This window comes from Pelobacter seleniigenes DSM 18267 (genome assembly GCF_000711225.1).
In the GTDB taxonomy this organism is placed as follows: Bacteria; Desulfobacterota; Desulfuromonadia; order Desulfuromonadales; family Geopsychrobacteraceae; genus Seleniibacterium; species Seleniibacterium seleniigenes.
In genome coordinates this window covers 296,035-313,307 of record NZ_JOMG01000002.1, presented here as the reverse complement: position 1 = coordinate 313,307, position 17,273 = coordinate 296,035, and the positions used below count along the sequence as shown (strand labels likewise).

Annotated in this window: 13 protein-coding genes; 5 read left to right on the top strand and 8 right to left on the bottom strand. The window is 53.4% G+C overall.

All coding sequences use genetic code 11. The features are described from left to right. Nucleotides 1–281 precede the first annotated feature (281 nt). The gene (locus tag N909_RS0104055) at nt 282–611 is read left to right on the top strand and encodes a hypothetical protein (protein WP_029911774.1); all 330 of its coding nucleotides are present in this window, start codon (nt 282–284) and stop codon (nt 609–611) included. On the opposite strand, the gene N909_RS0104050 is transcribed toward N909_RS0104055, so the two are convergent. The 8 genes from N909_RS0104050 to N909_RS0104015 all read right to left on the bottom strand — a co-directional run bounded on the left by N909_RS0104050 (nt 596) and on the right by N909_RS0104015 (nt 10,614). Then, nucleotides 596–1,261, bottom strand: coding sequence for an anthranilate synthase component II (locus tag N909_RS0104050; protein ID WP_029911772.1), 666 nt, complete (start codon nt 1,259–1,261; stop codon nt 596–598). The genes N909_RS0104055 and N909_RS0104050 overlap by 16 nt on opposite strands. Continuing rightward, nucleotides 1,258–2,667, bottom strand: a complete 1,410-nt coding sequence (locus tag N909_RS0104045; RefSeq protein WP_029911770.1) for an anthranilate synthase component I family protein — start codon at nt 2,665–2,667, stop codon at nt 1,258–1,260. Before N909_RS0104045 ends, N909_RS0104050 begins: the two co-directional genes overlap by 4 nt. Further along, on the bottom strand, nt 2,664–2,918 hold the full coding sequence (locus tag N909_RS0104040; RefSeq protein WP_029911768.1) for a Trp family transcriptional regulator: 255 nt from the start codon (nt 2,916–2,918) through the stop codon (nt 2,664–2,666). The genes N909_RS0104045 and N909_RS0104040 overlap by 4 nt, the downstream gene beginning before the upstream one ends. Before the next feature lie 72 nt (nt 2,919–2,990). Then, nucleotides 2,991–4,271: a sensor histidine kinase gene (locus tag N909_RS0104035; protein ID WP_029911756.1), complete on the bottom strand. Its 1,281-nt coding sequence runs from the start codon at nt 4,269–4,271 to the stop codon at nt 2,991–2,993. Next, nucleotides 4,268–4,948, bottom strand: a complete 681-nt coding sequence (locus tag N909_RS0104030; RefSeq protein ID WP_029911753.1) for a response regulator transcription factor — start codon at nt 4,946–4,948, stop codon at nt 4,268–4,270. The genes N909_RS0104035 and N909_RS0104030 overlap by 4 nt, the downstream gene beginning before the upstream one ends. Further along, complete coding sequence (locus tag N909_RS0104025; protein ID WP_036682874.1) at nt 4,942–8,088, bottom strand: efflux RND transporter permease subunit; 3,147 nt, start codon at nt 8,086–8,088, stop codon at nt 4,942–4,944. Before N909_RS0104025 ends, N909_RS0104030 begins: the two co-directional genes overlap by 7 nt. Next, a complete protein-coding gene (locus tag N909_RS0104020) occupies nt 8,081–9,256 on the bottom strand; it encodes an efflux RND transporter periplasmic adaptor subunit (protein ID WP_029911748.1) in 1,176 nt (391 codons plus the stop codon). The genes N909_RS0104025 and N909_RS0104020 overlap by 8 nt, the downstream gene beginning before the upstream one ends. Continuing rightward, nucleotides 9,253–10,614, bottom strand: a complete 1,362-nt coding sequence (locus N909_RS0104015; RefSeq protein ID WP_029911746.1) for a TolC family protein — start codon at nt 10,612–10,614, stop codon at nt 9,253–9,255. Before N909_RS0104015 ends, N909_RS0104020 begins: the two co-directional genes overlap by 4 nt. Before the next feature lie 270 nt (nt 10,615–10,884). Here N909_RS0104015 and N909_RS0104010 point away from each other — a divergent pair, with 270 nt between their 5' ends. From N909_RS0104010 to N909_RS0103995, 4 genes are read left to right on the top strand one after another with little or no spacing between them, the layout of a single operon-like run. Next, a complete protein-coding gene (locus N909_RS0104010) occupies nt 10,885–11,460 on the top strand; it encodes a TetR/AcrR family transcriptional regulator (RefSeq protein ID WP_162179106.1) in 576 nt (191 codons plus the stop codon). 16 nt (nt 11,461–11,476) lie between these two features. Beyond that, nucleotides 11,477–12,637, top strand: coding sequence for an efflux RND transporter periplasmic adaptor subunit (locus tag N909_RS0104005; protein WP_029911741.1), 1,161 nt, complete (start codon nt 11,477–11,479; stop codon nt 12,635–12,637). 15 nt (nt 12,638–12,652) lie between these two features. Continuing rightward, nucleotides 12,653–15,796, top strand: coding sequence for an efflux RND transporter permease subunit (locus N909_RS0104000; protein WP_029911739.1), 3,144 nt, complete (start codon nt 12,653–12,655; stop codon nt 15,794–15,796). After that, entirely contained in the window at nt 15,786–17,189 is a 1,404-nt protein-coding gene (locus N909_RS0103995; protein ID WP_029911726.1) for an efflux transporter outer membrane subunit, read from the top strand. The genes N909_RS0104000 and N909_RS0103995 overlap by 11 nt, the downstream gene beginning before the upstream one ends. The last annotated feature ends 84 nt before the right edge of the window (nt 17,190–17,273 follow it).

The window sequence follows — 17,273 nt, the reverse complement described above, 5'->3', positions numbered from 1 at the left end:
TGCTGACTCTGTGAAACAGTAATACGCTGTTATATTGTTGTCAACTTGCTTTTTTAATTTCGCTGAAAAAAGTCGTCATGAAGTGCTTAATTCAGTTAAGTGAATATTTTATAAATATATGATAATAAAAGTGAAATATAAATATTGTCAGTTTTATTGTTTGGTATAACAATGTTTATAAAATGATTAATTTATGTTTTTATTTAACTCTATTTCACCCCTTATGATGTAAAAAAAGCGCTTTTGGGTAGGAGGTTGTCGATACTTAATGTTTTGCTAACTTGTTGTTTAATAAAAAAGTTATAAAATATCAAATAGTGTTTTATTTGCTTTCAAAAAATGTTTACTTATTTTGTTATTTTTCTGGAATTCTGTCTGGGATTGATGAAAACAGGGAGGAAAATAAGATGCTGTTTGGAAAGGGGAATAAAAGAGATTCTCAGCGATATGGTATTTTGTCCGCGTTGCCCTGGCTGGGGCTGTGCCCCACGGGCAGCAGGATCGGCCGGAAAGAACCGGATGCGGATGGTTGGGTGGACGGGGATGCTTTTGGGGTGCCCCTTGCGGGGCACTGGCGGGCCGCCTGGGGTGGGGCTCAGCTGGTTTGGTAGAGGAAATTGCGGAGCATATCCCGGCCTCCTTCGGTCGCAAAGGATTCCGGGTGAAATTGGATGCCCTGAATCGGCCAGGTTTTATGCCGAACCCCCATGATTTCAAAGTTTCCGCCATCGTGAATTTTGGTCAGGTTGCCAAAATCCAAAGAGGATAAATCACCCACTGCGGCGGTGACCAGCAGGCTCTCTGGAAAAGACTCGGCTTCTGCGACCAGTGAATGATAGCGCATAACGTCCAGGTGATCGGGCATGTCGGCAAACAGACCGTTTGCGTTGTGCTGCAGCGGGCTGGTTTTGCCATGCATGGGAACGCTGGCTTTGACGACCTTGCCGCCGAAAACATGGACAATCCCCTGCATGCCCAGGCAGACCCCGAGCAGGGGAATTTTCGGTCCGAGCTCCCTGATCACTTCGGCGCAGACGCCAAAATAGGCCGTGTCGTCCGGGGAGCCGGGGCCGGGGGAGATGATGATCCGGTCTGGTCGGTCGACCATGATCTGTGCCAGGGTGATTTCATTGTTACGCTTGACCCTGATCTGGAAATCCTGCAGCCGTCCGGCCAGTTTGTCGCTGGAAAGGATCTCGCCGATATACTGGTAAAGATTGTAGGTAAAGGAATCGTAGTTGTCGATGATCAGGATATTCACGCCAGTTTCTCCTTGTCTTGCGCTGCCACGAAGGGTTCCAGGGCGCTTCTGGTCCCGGCGAATTTACGGATGATTTCGCGATATTCGTCCGCCGGATTCGAATCGTAGACATTGCCGCCACAGGTCTGGACATAAGCCCGCTCCCCATTTGCAAAGACTGTGCGGATGGGGATGGCAAAGGTGCAGTCGCCATTAAAAGAAAAGTGGCCGACCGCGCCGCCATAGGGGCCGCGGCCATCCGGTTCCAGCTGGTCGATGATCTTCATGGCCTCTATCTTGGGGGCGCCGGTCAGGGTTCCAGCTGGAAAATTGGCGGCCAGGGCCGAAAACATGTCTTGGTGTTCAGCCATGATGCCGACGATTTCACTGCTGATATGCTGGACATGGCTGAACCGTTTGATGTCCATCAGATTGCGAACCTTGACCGTGCCGAAACGCGCAACCCGACCGATATCGTTGCGATGCAGGTCGACCAGCATATTATGTTCGGCGATTTCTTTCGGATCGTTGAGCAGCTTACGCGCCAGGATGACATCCTCCTGTGGGGTGGCTCCGCGTTTGGTGGTTCCGGCCAGGGGGAAGGTCTCCATTTCGCCCTGACGGACGCGAAACAGCAGCTCCGGGCTGGCGCTGATCAGCTTCTGAACGCCGAACTTGAGGTAGAACATCTGTGGCGACGGATTGACGTCACGCATCTGTTCATAAATGTTCACGCAATCGCCGTGCAGTTGAAAATGTTTTTTGAAGCCGACTTCACACTGGAAAATCTTGCCGTCAATGATGTCCTGCTTCACCTTCATCACCGCGGCGGCATGCTCTTGCTGGGTCATGCCGGTGGCACCGGGAACAACGCGTAGCGGACCGTTCCCCGGATAGGGCTCCTTGAGCAGGGCACTGATCAGCTCAATGCGGCTGTCATCATAATAAAAATAAATCAGTTCGCCGGTCATCTTGTCGTAAATCAACCCGTCCTTGAACAATCCGAAGCGGAAGGTGTCGAAATCGTCGTGTTTCTGCAGGTTGAGGGACGGTTCGAAATAGCCCATGGCGTCATAGCCGAGATAGCCGGTCAGGCCGCCGGCATATTTCCGCGAGATGATATTCTGTGGAACAATGTCGCGCAACAGGTTGTAGGGGTTATCGCTCTGATAGTCCTGGCGCTGGCCGAAGCGGTCGACAATAGTCAGGCAGTTGCCGTTGCCGATCAGCTGTTGTTCCGGGTCGAAGCCGATCAGGGTGTGCCGGGACACGTAGCTCTCTTCGCCGAGGGATTCGAGGATGAAGCAGTTGTCGAAGCGTTTTTCGATTTTTTTGAACAATTCGAAATAATCGCAATCTTCGGTGATGGTGACGTAATGGGGTTTGCGCGGCAAGGTTATGGGTTGGGGCTGGACTGAGCTGGTCATGATGATTTGTCCTGAAGGTCTTTGAGCGCGCGGGCGCCGCGTGACACTGTGGCGATGCCGACACCGAGCCGGTCGGCGATTTTGCGCTGGGGCTCGCCGGCCTTGAGCAGATTGATAATCTGCAGGCGGTTGGCGATTTCGGTGAACTCGGCCGGGGTCAACAGGGCTCGCAGGGCCTTTTCCATCTCTGCGGGGGTGTTGACGGCGAGCAGATAGTCGATCAGTTCTTTGCTATAGGTGCCTGTATTCATGTACTAGTATGCTATAGCAAGGATTGCAGAAGTCAATCATTATTTGTGGCCTGCTGCAGTATTCAAGACCACTCAACAGAGTTCAACGACAACCACATGCTGATTCGCGGTCGTACGCTTCTGGCAAGTCCAACCCATTCTGGCGGTCAATTGCTCGGTCAATTCCAGGCCCAGTCCAAAACCCAGGTCATGACTGTTCTCCGCATCAGCGGCAAGGGAATTGCTGATTTCAATGCGATTGTGCTGTTGGCTGATGCTGATCTCGCCCTGCCAGCTGTGTTGGAAGGCGTTGCGGATCAGATTGCCAAGCACGATGCGGGCCGGGGTCAACGGTGCATTGAGCTGATATGCCGCGGTCTGGATGCGCAGCGCGACTTTTTTGTTCTTGAGCAGATAGCGCTGTTCGGCCACCAGTTCGTCAAGCAACTGCTGGAGGTCGAATTCCTGACCGGGCAGTTTGTCTGTCGACTGACGGCTCAACCAGAGCAGGGTTTCGGTCAGGTGTTTCATGGTCAGGCTGGCCCGATCGATTCTTGCGACAATCTGGGCCTGGCGCGGGTCGGGCGGGGCCGCCAGTTTGCGCTGGATTTTGTAAAGCAGTTCCAGATTGTTACGAATGATGGCAATGGGAGTGCGCAGTTCATGACTGCTGTGGCGCAGGAAGCGTTGCTCGCGTTGCAGGCTCTGCTGCACGGAAGACAGACTGCTTCGGATCAGGACGGCAAGTTCATTCAGCTCCGGGTACGAAAAGTCGGGCGGGGACTGCTGCAGGTTGTGTTCATCAAGTTGGCGTGCCCAGCTGCCCAAAGCGCTGATTGGACGCGAGACCTGTTTAAAAAGCAGCCAAACCAGAAATGACATGATCAAAGCGACGGAGATGCTGAGGGTGATCAGGGAACGCAGGAAGTGGTCGCCATGGGGCTCCCCATCCTGGCGCAGAAAAAAGCTCTGCTCGCGCTGGATGGTTCGGCTGACGTAATAATGTCCATGATCATAAGCAAATCGCATCAGGAAGATGAGCTGCTCCGGGTGTTGAAACCAGCCTGAATCATCATATTTGAACATGTAATTATCGCGGTCCGGTTTGCTGAACTTGCTGCGGATGTTGTGCGGCATCTGCTGCCAGGTGGGGGCGATCTGATAGCCACTGAAATTATTCAGGCGCAGCCGCTGGGCGGCAGGAACCGTTTTGATATAGCTTGTCATTGTCTGATCCATGGTGCCGAAAGTTGCATTATCCATGCCGCGAATGAAAAAATGGATACTCAGGATGGAATAGCCGATTACCAGCAGGATGATCAAAAACAAAAAAGCCAGGGCAACATAAAGTTTCAGGCTGATCTGTCGTTTCATCCTGAATTGTCCTCCGCTTTGATGGCAAAGCCGTAACCGGTTATGGTCTGTACCAAAGGATTGGCAAAGGGGCCATCAACCGCCTTGCGTAGATGATGCAGATGAACTTTGAGACTGTCGCTGTCAGGACCATCTTCGCCCCAGACCGTGGTGATCAGTTCTTGCCTGGAAACCATGTCGGGCGCCGCTCGCAGCAGGGTTTCCAGAATACGCCAGGCGGTTGGTGACAGCTTGATTTCCTTTGCTGCTCGGGTCACTCTGTGTTGCCCGAGGTTCATTTCCAGGTCGCGGTAGCACAATCTTTGAGATTGTCCGCTGCGGCGTTTGGCCAAGGCCTGAATCCGCACGGCCAGTTCCTCCAATTCGAAAGGTTTGATCAGATAATCGTCGGTTCCGGCAGCAAAGCCATCCAGTTTGTCAGTTAATTGGTCGCGAGCTGTGAGCATTAGGATTGGAGTGGCATCACCATGAGAACGGACCTGCTGGCAGAGTGACAAACCGTCGAGGCCGGGCATGTTGAGATCGAGCAGAATAACAGCGTAGGTGTTTTGCTGACTCAGCTGTAAACCGGCAATTCCATTACTTGCGTAATCACAATTGATTTCTTCGAGTTCCAGATAGGCGATAACTGTTTCAGCCAGGTCAAAATCGTCTTCGACCAAGAGAACATTCAGCATGTCGATTCCTCTTTCAGAGCCGGGGGGAACAGTGTCTGTTTAATATGGCGTAATCGGGCACTGATGTCATGTTGAATCCGCAGCAAGGCCGGAATCAGTATCAGGGTGATCGCCGTGGCGAAGAGGATGCCATAGGCCAGGGACACTGCCGCGGGAATCAGGAACTGGGCCTGCATGGAGGTTTCCCAGAGCAGGGGCATCAGTCCGGCGAAGGTCGTTAATGAGGTCAGCAGGACCGCCCGCAAACGGCTACGACAGGCGTTACTGATGGCATCGTGCAGGTTGTCTTCGCTTTCAACGATATCGTTGAATGTTGAAACCAGAAGAAGGCTGTCGTTCACCACAACTCCCGCCAGGGCTATAATTCCATTAAGAGACAGGATTCCCAATGACAGGTCATGTAGCCAGTGGCCGAGGATGGCACCGACAATGCCGAAAGGAATCGCAGTCATGATAACGATGGGCTGGATATATGATTTCAACGGAATCGCCAGCAGAAAGTAAATCATCAACAGGGCGAGCAGAAACATCTGTTCCATTGATGTGGTGGTTTCAGCCTGTTGCTCGGCTTCACCGGCAAAATGAACACTGAGACCCGGATACTGTTTAGTCAGTTCGGGAATCAGATTTTTTTTCAACTGTATGACCAGCTCTGTTGAAGAGAGAATATCCTTGTCAACGTCGGCAGAGAGATAAATGGCGCGTTTGCCGTCGATACGAGTGATAGTATCACGGGTAAAGCCGAAACTCGCTGTAGCGACACTGGATAGAGGGAGGACAGTACCGTCACTGGTGCGGATGTCTGCATTAAGCACATCGGTTGTGGTCTGTCGGTCGGCTTCTGGATAGCGGACCTTAACCTCGACTTCGTCGCTGTTACGCTGAAAACGCTGAACGACTTGCCCGCTGAAAGCCTGGAGCAGCTGGGTGGCCAGCATATCGGTAGTAAGTCCGAGCGCGCGGCCTTGTTGGGTCAGTTTGAGATGGAGCTGGGGCTGGCTCGGTTCCAGATTATCCTCGATTCCGCTGATTGCGGCGATCTTTTCCAGCTGCTGCTTCAATTTCTGGCCTGCCGCTAAAAGAATTTCATCATCGCTGGCGCGCAACTCAACGCGCAGATCATCGACGGAGTGATGGGAACTCTGGATACTGAGAGATTTGGTTCCTTCCGGCAAGCCGGCTATCTTTTGCCAGCGTTTGGTAAAGGTGACGATATCGTAAGGAGCATCGTTTCTAAGCTCAAGCTTGATAGAGCCGGATTGGGCATCTTCGGCAACCACTTGTAAGCTGGAGATTCCTGAATCACTGGTTCCACGCAACTCCTGATCAATCTGGTTTGCTTGCTGTTCAAGCAGAGTCATAGCCGCATGGGTCTGGCCGTAGCTGGCGTCGTTGCGCATGGTCAGGGATGCCTCCACGGTATCACCAGTAATTGTCGGAAAAAAGCTCATCCGTACTAAACCGGTGAAAGGCATGGAGATGACCAGAATCAGGATGCTGATAAATAGAGTGACCACGGCATAGCGGTACTGCAGGGCCAGGTCAATCAGGGGCCGATAACAGTGTTCGTTGAACCAGCTCAGGCCGTTATCGGCTCCATGCTGAATTTTCTGCCAGGTTCGCAGCAAGTTGTTTCGGCTGGTTTGTCGTTGGGTATTCAGATGTGCAAGGTGGGATGGAAGGATCAGTTTGGATTCGATCAGCGACAAGACCAGGCAGATGGCGACCACGGTGGCAAACTGGGAATAAAGTTGCCCAAGTCCGCCACTGATCTGGGAAATAGCAAAGAAAGCTGCTACCGTTGTGAAAACTCCGAACATGGTCGGCAGGGCAACTCGCATGGTCCCGGCAATGGTGTTTTCGACGGTATCCCCCTGACTGGAACGGAACGTGTATACACTTTCCCCAATAACTACGGCATCATCGACAACAATGCCAAGCGCCATAATGAAGCCGAAGGTTGTAAACTCATTGAGAGACAGGCCGGCAAAGGCATCCCCCATCAGATAAATGGTCCCGAAAAAAATAAAGGGCAGACCCATGGCCACCCAGAAGGCAACGGTCAGGTTCAAAAAGAGCGCCAGCAGAACAAATACCATGAGGATCCCGGTAATGGCATTTTTGACCAGCAGTTGCAGGCGTTCCGTAATAATGGTGCTGCGATCATACCAGTTGGCTAGCTTGATGCCCTGCGGCAGTTGGCCGGCAGCAATCCAGTCTGCAACGACCTGCCGGGCACCGGCCACGGAATCTGAAATATCATCCTGGCCGGTAGTAATAATTTGCAAAGCAATGCTGTTGTGACCGTTGAAGCGGGACAACACCAGGTTCGCGTCGGCAAAAGTATCTTTGATGGTGGCGATATCGCCGAGCAAAAGCTGGCTTCCGTCCGTCAAGGTCAGCACCGGAATGGTTGCAAACTCATCTTTTTGATAGGCTTGCTGCGAAGCCTTCAGCTGTAAGTAGAGCTGCTGATTGTTGAGAACAGCCGTCATCGTACTTGATGATCCTTCGTTGATGGCATCCTCAATATCTGTCAATGACAAGCCATAAGCTTGCAGGCGTCCTTCATCTATTTCCACCGCGATGAGCGGATCGAGCCAGCCCGTGATGTCGACTCGACTAATCTTGGCGTTAGCGAGCAGGTCGGTTTTCAGTTCGTTGGCCAGTTGTTGCAAGGTGGCACGATTAGCATCCCCATAGAGCTGCAGCCAGAGGGCATGCTCTTCACGTTGATCTTTTTCGATAACCGGGTTTTTAGCGTCAGAGGGAAAGGTGGAGATGGCATCGACTTTTGCGCGGACATCGCGGAGCAGAATATCCAGATCGTAATCGGTCTTTTTTTCAACCGTGACCGTAGTCCCGCTGCCGGTAGATGAACTGGTGATCGACTTGATCCCGTTGACCTCTTCCAACTGGTCCTCAATTTTGATGGCCAACCCTTCTTCCGATTGTTTCGCGGAACCACTGTCGTACGTGATAGAGATGGTCAACCTGTCTGGCTCCATGCTCGGGAATGCCTCTTTGCGGATATTTCCCGTAGCCATAACACCGAGGACGATAACCAGCATGAGCAATAAATTTGCTGCGACGGGGTTGGTGGCGAACCAGGGGATGATTCCGCGTTTGACATTATTCATGGGAACTCTCCTCGATCGGATTGACGATCATGCCCGCCAGGTAGCTGCTTAACGGATGAACTAAAACCTGCCGAGGTCGGTCCGTCAGTTTTTCAGGAGTGGCAATATAGATAGCTTCACTGTCGCTGAACACTGGTGTGGCACTGAATGACGCCAGAGTGTTATCCTCCTTGATGTACCAAATTTGGCCTTTCTGACTGAGTGCCGAGCTGGGCAGTTTCCAGAGTTGGTCCAGTTGCCGACCGGGAATAGTTGCCTGAATAAAAGTGGCAGGCAATAATGCTGGGGTCTGGTCAAGGGGGTGCTCAACACTGATGATCAGGGTCCGTTTACGGGTCGTCGTATCGAGATGTTGTTCGCTTCTCAAAATCTGGCCGGTCCACGTTTTGCCACTTTCAACATTGTTTAGCACAACGCTCAAGGTTCCACTGTCAAGAACCTTCTGATCCGGCAGTTTACGCCAGTCTTTGGCTGACAGTGAAACCGGAATTTCAACCCGTTCCGTACTGTAGAGAACAGCGATCTCTCCGCCCTCCTGCAGGTAACTCCCCGGAGCAATGCTACGCTCAACGATCAGTGCGGCAAATGGTGCCGTGATGCGGGTCTGATGTAAATTGTGCAGCGCACTGGCAACTGCTGCTTCAGCGTTAGCCACGGCGGCTTTGGCCGCAGCCAACTGGGGCTGGCGCAGGACAAGCTCTGAGTCCGGAGAACCAGGCATGCCTGATGCCTGCCACTCCTTAAGGGCCTGTTCTGCCTGGCGCTCTTCTTCAAGAAAACTTAACCGGGCTTCGCTTAGGTCCTGTTCTGCCGAAGCGAGAGCCGCCTTATATTCACTATCCTCAAGATGCACCAAAAGATCGCCTTTTTTAACCCTGTGGCCGCTTTCCAACTGAGGAGCCAAAGATTTTACCTGCCCACTTACCTGTGCGGTCAGGGTCAGCTCGTAGTGCGGTGTTGCCGTACCGTAGCCGACGACGTTTGCCGCATATTTTCCACTTGTTACTGTCATAACGCTGACATCCGGATATTGCGGATTGGCAATTTTTGTTGGCGCCGGGTGATTTTGTTGGGCGATTATCCGTTGGCGGACAAAGACGATAATCAGGGACAGAACAATAATGGCGGCAAACAATACCAGCCATTGGAAACTGCGTCTTCGATTCATGCTGAAACTCCCAGGCCAAGAGCCAGACCGAGATCAATGCGGTTGGCCAGGCGATTATATATAAGATTATTGAGCTGCTCTTCAAGGTCGTAGGTTTGTTCTTCAACATCAAGCAGGTCGAGAATGTCAATCAGGCCAGATCGATAACTCTGTTGATATTGGGTCAGTGTATTGCGCGCGGCAGCAAGAGCTTCCTCGATATGACCTTGCTGATGCAGGAGGGATTTCTCGAGACTGATGGCCTTTTCTACATCTTCAATTGCAGAAACCAGGGTTTCACGATAAGCCTGATAGGCCTGTTCGGTTTCCAACTCGGCAATACGTGCGGCGCTTTTTAGTTGCCCACCCTGATAGAGGGGGGCTGTGAGCCCGGCCAACAGCGACCAGACCGGATCGTTTAAAAGGGCTGCTTTGGGGGACTTGCCGATGTCTTCAATGGCGGCCTGAAGGCTGATGCTGGGTAATAATTCTTTATAGGCGACGATAGTGCGCAGGCTCGCTGCCTCAATCGCCAGATAAGCCGCTTTGAGATCCGGTCGGCGGCTCAGGGTTTGCTCAGGAACGTCGGCGAGAGGAATCAGTACGACCGGAAAGTCTTCCGGGATCTGGATTGCCATAGGGGAGAGCCGACCGAGCATGCTCGCTAATGAGCGCAGCTGCTGTGCATAATCTTCCTGGTATTCTTCGAGGGTAGCATTAGCAGAGGCCAGAGAGGTGCGGGCACTGTCGAGATCGGTCAGGTCTTTAAGACCGTTGCGGTAACGTTGGCGGATAAAGGTTGCATTCTGCTTAAGCGTAATGATTCGTTGTTTTTGTACGGAGATATTTTTACCGGCTGCAATCAGTTCCAGCCAGGATTTCATGATTTCACTGGCCAAGGTGTCTCTAGCTGACTGGTAGATGGCTTGTTGTTCGGCGACATCTTTAGCTGCGGCCTTACTCTCATCGTTGAGTTTTTGCCAGAGGTCAAGTTCCCATGAGACACTTAAAGAACCCGTGTAACTGGTTTCGCTATGCTCTTCCTTCTCTGTTGTTGCGTTGACTTCAAGGGTCGGTTTCTCAGCTCCGCGGGTCTGGTTGTACTCCGTCTGGCGGATTTTCAGGGTCAACAGGGTTTGTTGTAATTCGGGGTTCGCTACCAGGGCCTCTGTGACGAGGTTGGCAAGCTGAGGAGAAACAATGAGAGTGTTGAGGATGTCGGTGTTAATATTGCCATTAAGCTGGGACCAGTGGTGGACCTGCTGCTCAGCTGTTTTTGCCTGTTCTGGCCAGTTGTTTTGTGACGAGGGCAGACAGGAGCTCAGCAACAATAGTACACTTAGAAGCATCGGTATTTGCAAAAATTGTATCATCTTCATCAGCGAGTCTCAAAAGTTATGGTTATTAGTAGTTTTCTTCCTGTTGTTGAACGAGGTATAGCAATGGCGGGGTTAATGTCCGGTTAAGGCGGTAAAAAAAAAGACGTAAGGCTATTGACAAAATTGACCGATCGGTCATAAATTGACCGCATAGTCAATTTTGTGATGGTTCGAAGATGAAAATCACAGGGTCACCAGTTGTTCTGGCGACCCTGTTTATGTTGCAATAGGTAATCACATAGCGTTAGCCAAAGGACCTTTATGGGGGCAATGCGTAGAAACAAGGAGATGCTCGAGCGGCTTCTCAAGCAGGAAATCGTCGATACTGTACTGGCCCTGATTCGCGAAGGCGAATCCCTGACCATGGAAGAAGTTGCCCGGCGCTGTGGCGTTGCCAAAGGAACCCTCTATAATTATTTCCAGAATAAGGAAGAGCTGCTGAGTCATGTTCATCAGGCGGTACTTGGGCCTTTGGTAGAATCCCATCAGAAGATCTTTACCAGCGCCAATGAACCCCTGGTCAAAATACATCAGTTCATCGATGCGGTCTATGGAACGTCCGAAACCCTGTCCACCTATTTTCGTTTCGTTTGGCAGAACAAGACTGCAGAGATGATGTTTCTTGAACGGGTCGAACTGTTGCTGCATCCGCTGGCGGCGATCTGTCAGGAAGGGATAGAGCGCAGCGGATTTGTCAAGGTTGACCCCTATATCATGGCGGAGATGATCTACGGAACGGTGATTGGACCATTTACCACCCTACCGTATCGTGATGGCGGTTCTCATCCGGATAAAACAAAAATGCAGCAGGATGTTAAAAAGCTTATTGATCAAATAGTCCTTTAAATCAGCAGGAGAGCACATGAAAGCGAAAGTACTGGCCGGGGTTCTTGCCCTGGCGTTGATTGGAATCGGTTACTATTATCTGACCGGACGGTCCCAGGTGACACCGGCTCAAGCCCAGCAGCAGGGCATGCAGCGTCCACCCGTGGAAGTGACGGTCTACACGGTTGCCCCGCAGACGGTTGTGCTGACCCAGGACCTGCCGGGCCGGACCTCTTCCTTCCAAGTTGCGGAAATTCGTCCGCAGGTGACCGGCATCATTATCGACCGGTTGTTTACCGAAGGCAGTTTCGTCAAGGAAGGCCAGCAGCTCTATCAAATAGACCCGGCACCTTACCAGGCAACCTATGACAGCGCCGTGGCCGACCTGCGCAAAGCCGAAGCCAACTTGAAGTCGGTGGAACCGAAACTGGATCGCTACCGCGAGTTGGTGAATGTCGGCGGCGTCAGTCGGCAGCAGTACGATGATGCCCTGGCCTCCATGGAGCAGGCCAAAGCCGACATCGCGGTGGCCCAGGCAGCGGTGGCCAGGGCCAAGATCAACCTGGATTACACCAAAGTTTTTGCCCCGATTTCCGGCCAGATCGGCAAGTCATCCGTGACCAAAGGGGCACTGGTGACGGCTAATCAGGGAACCGCCCTGGCAACCATCCAGAACCTGAGCAAGATCTATGTCGATGTCAGCCAGTCGAGTGGCGAGATTATGCGGCTGCGCAAACAGATGACCGCTGGCCTGAAGCAGGGTCCACTGCTGGCGGAACTACTGCTGGAAGGTGAAAAAGAGCCTTACGGCCTGAAAGGTGAAATCCAGTTTTCTGATGTCACAGTTGATGAAGGAACCGGCATGGTGCAATTGCGCATCCTCTTCCCCAACCCCGACGGGTATCTGTTGCCCGGCTTGTTTGTCAAGGCCAGGGTTGCGCAAAGTAAGCTTGAAAATGCGATCATGGTGCCGCAGCAGGCTGTGGTCCGCAGTGCCGGCGGCGATACCACGGTCTGGGCGGTGGCTGCGGATAACACCGTCAACCCGCGCCCGATCAAGGTGTCCAAGGCCTTCGGAGATAAATGGTTGATCGATTCGGGGCTTGCCGCCGGCGATAAAGTCGTGGTTGCGGGGTTGCAGAAAATTGCTCCCGGCGCCAAGGTTTCGCCGGTTGAGATGACAACTCCAGCGCAATAACGACAGGATAAAGCAATGCCCAGATTTTTTATTGAACGGCCCATCTTTGCATGGGTCATCGCCATCGTCATCATGCTGGGAGGGATCTTTGCCATTGAAACCCTCCCGATCGAGCAATATCCGGAAATTGCTCCGCCAAGTGTAACGATCAATGCGTCGTATCCGGGAGCATCAGCTAAGGTTCTGGAGAACAGTGTCACCCAGATCATCGAGCAGAGTCTGACCGGAATCGATTACTTACGCTATTTCTCTTCTTCGAGCGATTCGAACGGTAACCTGTCCATCACCCTGACTTTTGAGCCGGAGGCCAATCCGGATATCGCTCAGGTCCAGGTGCAGAACAAAGTCTCCGGCGTCACCAGCCTGCTGCCACAGATCGTGCAGCAGCTCGGGGTCAATGTCAAAAAGTCCTCGTCCAGTTTCCTGATGGTCATCGGGATCTATTCAACGGATCCGGCGGTGACCGAGCATGAGATCAGCGACTACATGGTGTCGAAAATGTCCGAGCCGATCAGCCGGGTTACCGGAGTCGGTGACGTCACGGTGTTCGGGGCCCAGCACTCCATGCGGATCTGGTTGAATCCGGAAAAACTGCACAGCTATAACCTGATGCCGTCTGATGTCCAGGCCGCGGTGCAGGCCCAGAACGTCGAGGTCACCGCCGGCCAGTTGGGTGGCTCCCCGGCGGTCGAAGGGCAGCAGCTCAATGCTTCGATTCGAGCCATGTCAAAACTGGAAACCGCCGAGGATTTCAGAAATATCCTCATCAAGGTGAACCAGGATGGCTCGCAGGTCCGACTGGGTGATGTCGCCCGGGTCGAACTCGGTTCCCAGGATTACAGCCGGATTGCCCGTTACATGGGAAAACCGGCCGCCGGGATGGGGATCTACCTGGGGACCAGGGCCAACGCCCTGGAAACCGCCGCCCTGGTCAAGGCCAAGGCCAAAGAGCTGCAGCAATTCATGCCCTCCAGCTACCGGATCGTCTTTCCTTATGACACCACGCCGTTCGTCCAGTTATCGATCCACGAGGTGTTCAAGACCCTGGTCGAGGCCATTATCCTGGTCTTCCTGGTGATGTTCCTGTTTCTGCAGAACTTCCGCGCGACCTTGATTCCGACCATTGCCGTGCCGGTGGTTCTACTCGGCACCTTCGGCATTCTGGCCGCTTTTGGCTACTCCATCAACGTGCTGACCATGTTCGCCATGGTCCTGGCCATCGGGCTGCTGGTCGACGATGCCATCGTCGTGGTCGAAAACGTCGAGCGGGTGATGAGCGAAGAAGGATTGCCGCCTAAGGAGGCGACCAAAAAGTCCATGAGCCAGATCACCGGCGCCCTGGTCGGTATCGCCATGGTGCTCTCCGCGGTGTTTGTGCCGATGGCATTTTTCAGCGGGTCCACCGGGGCCATCTATCGGCAGTTCTCCATCACCATCGTTTCGGCCATGGCCCTATCGGTGCTGGTGGCCTTGGTGCTCACTCCGGCCCTCTGTGCGACCATGCTCAAGCCGGTGGAAAAAGGGCACGGCCTGAAGCGAAAAGGCTTTTTCGGCTGGTATAATCGTACTTTTGAACGCGGTAAAACGACTTATCGAAAAAGCGTCGGTTTTGTCGCGGCCCGCTCAATCAAATTTTTCCTGGTTTACCTGGTGATTATCGGTGCCCTGATGTTCCTGTTCAAGCAGCTGCCGACGGCTTTTTTGCCTGACGAAGACCAGGGGATCATGTTGCTGATGATCCAAGCACCGCCGGGAGCGACTCTGGAACGGACCCGGGAGAGCGCCAAAAAAGTTGAAGACTATTTTTTGAATAAAGAAAAAGAGAATGTCGAAAGTATCTTTACCGCAACCGGGTTCAGCTTTGCAGGGCAGGGGCAAAATGTCGGTCTCGGCTTTGTCCGCCTGAAAGACTGGAGCCTGCGCCAGCGGCCCGACCAGAAAGCCCAGGCCATTGCCCAGCGCGCACTGCGCAATCTGTACGGGATCAAGGATGCGTCGGTTTATGCTTTTATCCCGCCGCCGATCCCGGCTTTGGGGAACGCCAGCGGTTTCGATTTCAAACTGGTCGATCAGGCCGGACTGGGCCACGATACCTTGCTCCAGGCGCGTAATATGATGCTGGGGATGGCGTCCCAGGATCAGCAGATGATTGGGGTTCGCCCCAACGGTATGTCCGATGTGCCCCAGTACCAGCTGGAAATCGATAAGGAGAAGGCTTCGGCCCTTGGCGTTTCCATCAGTTCCATTACCGATACCATCGGTACGGCCTGGGGCTCGACCTATGTCAACGACTTTGTCGACAACGGCCGGATCAAGAAGGTCTACATGCAGGGGGATGCTCCCTATCGGATGTTGCCCGAAGACGTCGATCGCTGGTATGTCCGCAATAATGTCGGCGATATGGTGCCGTTCTCCTCTTTTGTCAAGGGGACCTGGGAGTACGGTTCGCCGCGCCTGGAACGTTACAACGGTCGTTCTTCCATGGAAATCCTCGGAGCTCCGGCTCCCGGGGTCAGTTCCGGTGTGGCCATGGCAGCCATTGAACAAATGGCGAAAAAACTGCCGGAAGGGATCGGCCTGGAATGGACCGGGATCTCCTATGAGGAACGGATGGCTGGAGCTCAGACCACTCTGCTCTATGGAGTTTCCCTGTTGATCGTGTTTCTCAGCCTGGCCGCCCTCTACGAGAGCTGGACCATTCCCTTTGCGGTCATGCTGATTGTCCCGCTGGGGATCATTGGTACGGTGGCTGCGACCAGGTTTGCCGGACTGGCTAACGATGTTTACTTCCAGATCGCGTTGCTGACCACGGTCGGTCTGGTGGCCAAGAACGCGATCCTCATCGTCGAGTTTGCCAAGACTTTGTATGAAAGCGGGCGCAGTGTTATCGTTTCGGCGATGCTGGCAGCTGAACAGCGGTTACGGCCGATCCTGATGACCTCAATGGCATTTATTCTCGGGGTGACTCCGCTGGCGATCGCCAACGGCGCCGGCTCTGCGAGCCAGAACGCCATCGGTATCGGCGTTATCGGCGGGATGATCGGGGCGACAACGCTGGCCATGGTCTTTGTGCCGATGTTCTTTATCGTCATAGAAAAATGGTCGATGACCAGAAAAAGAAAAGCTGCGGCTGAAAGCGAGGTAGAAAATGCTCAATAAACTGTTTCCGGCCCTGGTCTTGTTGCTGTTGGTCACGGGTTGCTCCATGATTCCCCAATACCAACAGCCGAAATTGCCGGTGGCTGATAGCTGGCCAATGGGGGAAGCCTACCCGGAGACCGAAAAGGGGATGGCGGCCGATATTGCCTGGCAGGATTATTTCCAGTCGAGCACGTTGAAAACCCTGATCAGTCAGGCGTTGGAAAACAATCGTGACCTCAGGGTGGCGGTGCTCAATATCGAAAAGGCTCAGGCGGCTTATCGGATTCAGCGCAGTGACAGCTTGCCGACCATCACCGCGAATGGTTCTGCCAGCCGTGCCGGTGTTCCTGATGATGTCAGTGCCACCGGGAAGTCCTATACCGCCAACACATTCAAGGCCAATCTGGCCATGACTGCCTATGAACTCGATTTCTTCGGTCGGGTCAAAAGCCTCAATCAGCAGGCCTTGGAAACCTACCTGGCGACGGAAGAGGCTATGACCGGCACCCGCATCAGTCTGATTGCGGAAACGGCCAATGCCTATTTGAGCTACTTGGCGGATCGCAAGCTGCTGCAACTGGCTCGGGATACCGCCTCGACCCAGCAGGAAACCTACGAGGTGGTCAAACGGCAATTCGATGTCGGCTCGGCCAATCAGCTCGATGTCGCCCAAGCATCCACCGCGGTGGAAAGTGCGCGGGTATCAATCGCTCAATATACCCGTTTGGTGGCCCAGGATAAAAACGCCCTGGCATTATTGGTGGGCGGTTCCGTCGACGAGGTCCTGAACTGTGACGAGACCATCGACAATGTGCTGTTCATGGCTGAACTGCCGGCCGGACTGCCCTCGCAGGTGCTGCTGGCACGTCCTGATATCCAGCGTGCTGAACATGTGCTTAAGGCTGCCAATGCCGATATCGGTGCCGCGCGGGCAGCACTCTATCCGACCATCAGCCTGACCGGTTCTTTCGGTCTGGCCAGCGACAGCCTGGATGGCCTGTTTCAGTCCGGGGCCCGCTATGCCTGGAACTTTACGCCTTCACTGACCATTCCCATTTTCAACCGCGGCCGCCTCAAGGCCAGCCTGGACGTGGCACAAGTGAATGAACAGATTGCCGCGACCCAATACGAGCAGGCGGTTCAGGTCGCGTTTCGGGAAGTGGCCGATCAGCTGGCGGCACGGGGCACCTATCAGTCCCAGCTGGATGCCCAGAATGCTCTGGTTGAAGCAACCGGACAGGCCTATAAGCTGTCAACGGCCCGTTACGACAGCGGGATCGATAACTTCCTGACGGTGCTTGATTCGCAACGTTCGTTGTTCGCCGCCCAGCAAGGGGCGGTGAATGTCAAGAAGGCGTTCATGGTCAACTTGGTGAACCTGTACAAAGTGCTCGGCGGTGGTCGGCTGTAGAAGCTGGCTCCCTGGTTTCTGATCATCAAAAGGCCTCCTGCGCAGGAGGCCTTTTGATTTTTTAACATGGGTGACGAAAAATAT

Excerpts from the sequence above, each read along its gene's own strand:
- N909_RS0104025 (WP_036682874.1), bottom strand. The coding sequence starts at position 8,088 with ATGAATAATGTCAAACGCGGAATCATCCCCTGGTTCGCCACCAACCCC.
- N909_RS0104020 (WP_029911748.1), bottom strand. The coding sequence starts at position 9,256 with ATGAATCGAAGACGCAGTTTCCAATGGCTGGTATTGTTTGCCGCCATT.
- N909_RS0104030 (WP_029911753.1), bottom strand. The coding sequence starts at position 4,948 with ATGCTGAATGTTCTCTTGGTCGAAGACGATTTTGACCTGGCTGAAACA.
- N909_RS0104045 (WP_029911770.1), bottom strand. The coding sequence starts at position 2,667 with ATGACCAGCTCAGTCCAGCCCCAACCCATAACCTTGCCGCGCAAACCC.
- N909_RS0104015 (WP_029911746.1), bottom strand. The coding sequence starts at position 10,614 with ATGAAGATGATACAATTTTTGCAAATACCGATGCTTCTAAGTGTACTA.
- N909_RS0103995 (WP_029911726.1), top strand. The coding sequence starts at position 15,786 with ATGCTCAATAAACTGTTTCCGGCCCTGGTCTTGTTGCTGTTGGTCACG.
- N909_RS0104010 (WP_162179106.1), top strand. The coding sequence starts at position 10,885 with ATGCGTAGAAACAAGGAGATGCTCGAGCGGCTTCTCAAGCAGGAAATC.
- N909_RS0104000 (WP_029911739.1), top strand. The coding sequence starts at position 12,653 with ATGCCCAGATTTTTTATTGAACGGCCCATCTTTGCATGGGTCATCGCC.
- N909_RS0104005 (WP_029911741.1), top strand. The coding sequence starts at position 11,477 with ATGAAAGCGAAAGTACTGGCCGGGGTTCTTGCCCTGGCGTTGATTGGA.
- N909_RS0104040 (WP_029911768.1), bottom strand. The coding sequence starts at position 2,918 with ATGAATACAGGCACCTATAGCAAAGAACTGATCGACTATCTGCTCGCC.
- N909_RS0104035 (WP_029911756.1), bottom strand. The coding sequence starts at position 4,271 with ATGAAACGACAGATCAGCCTGAAACTTTATGTTGCCCTGGCTTTTTTG.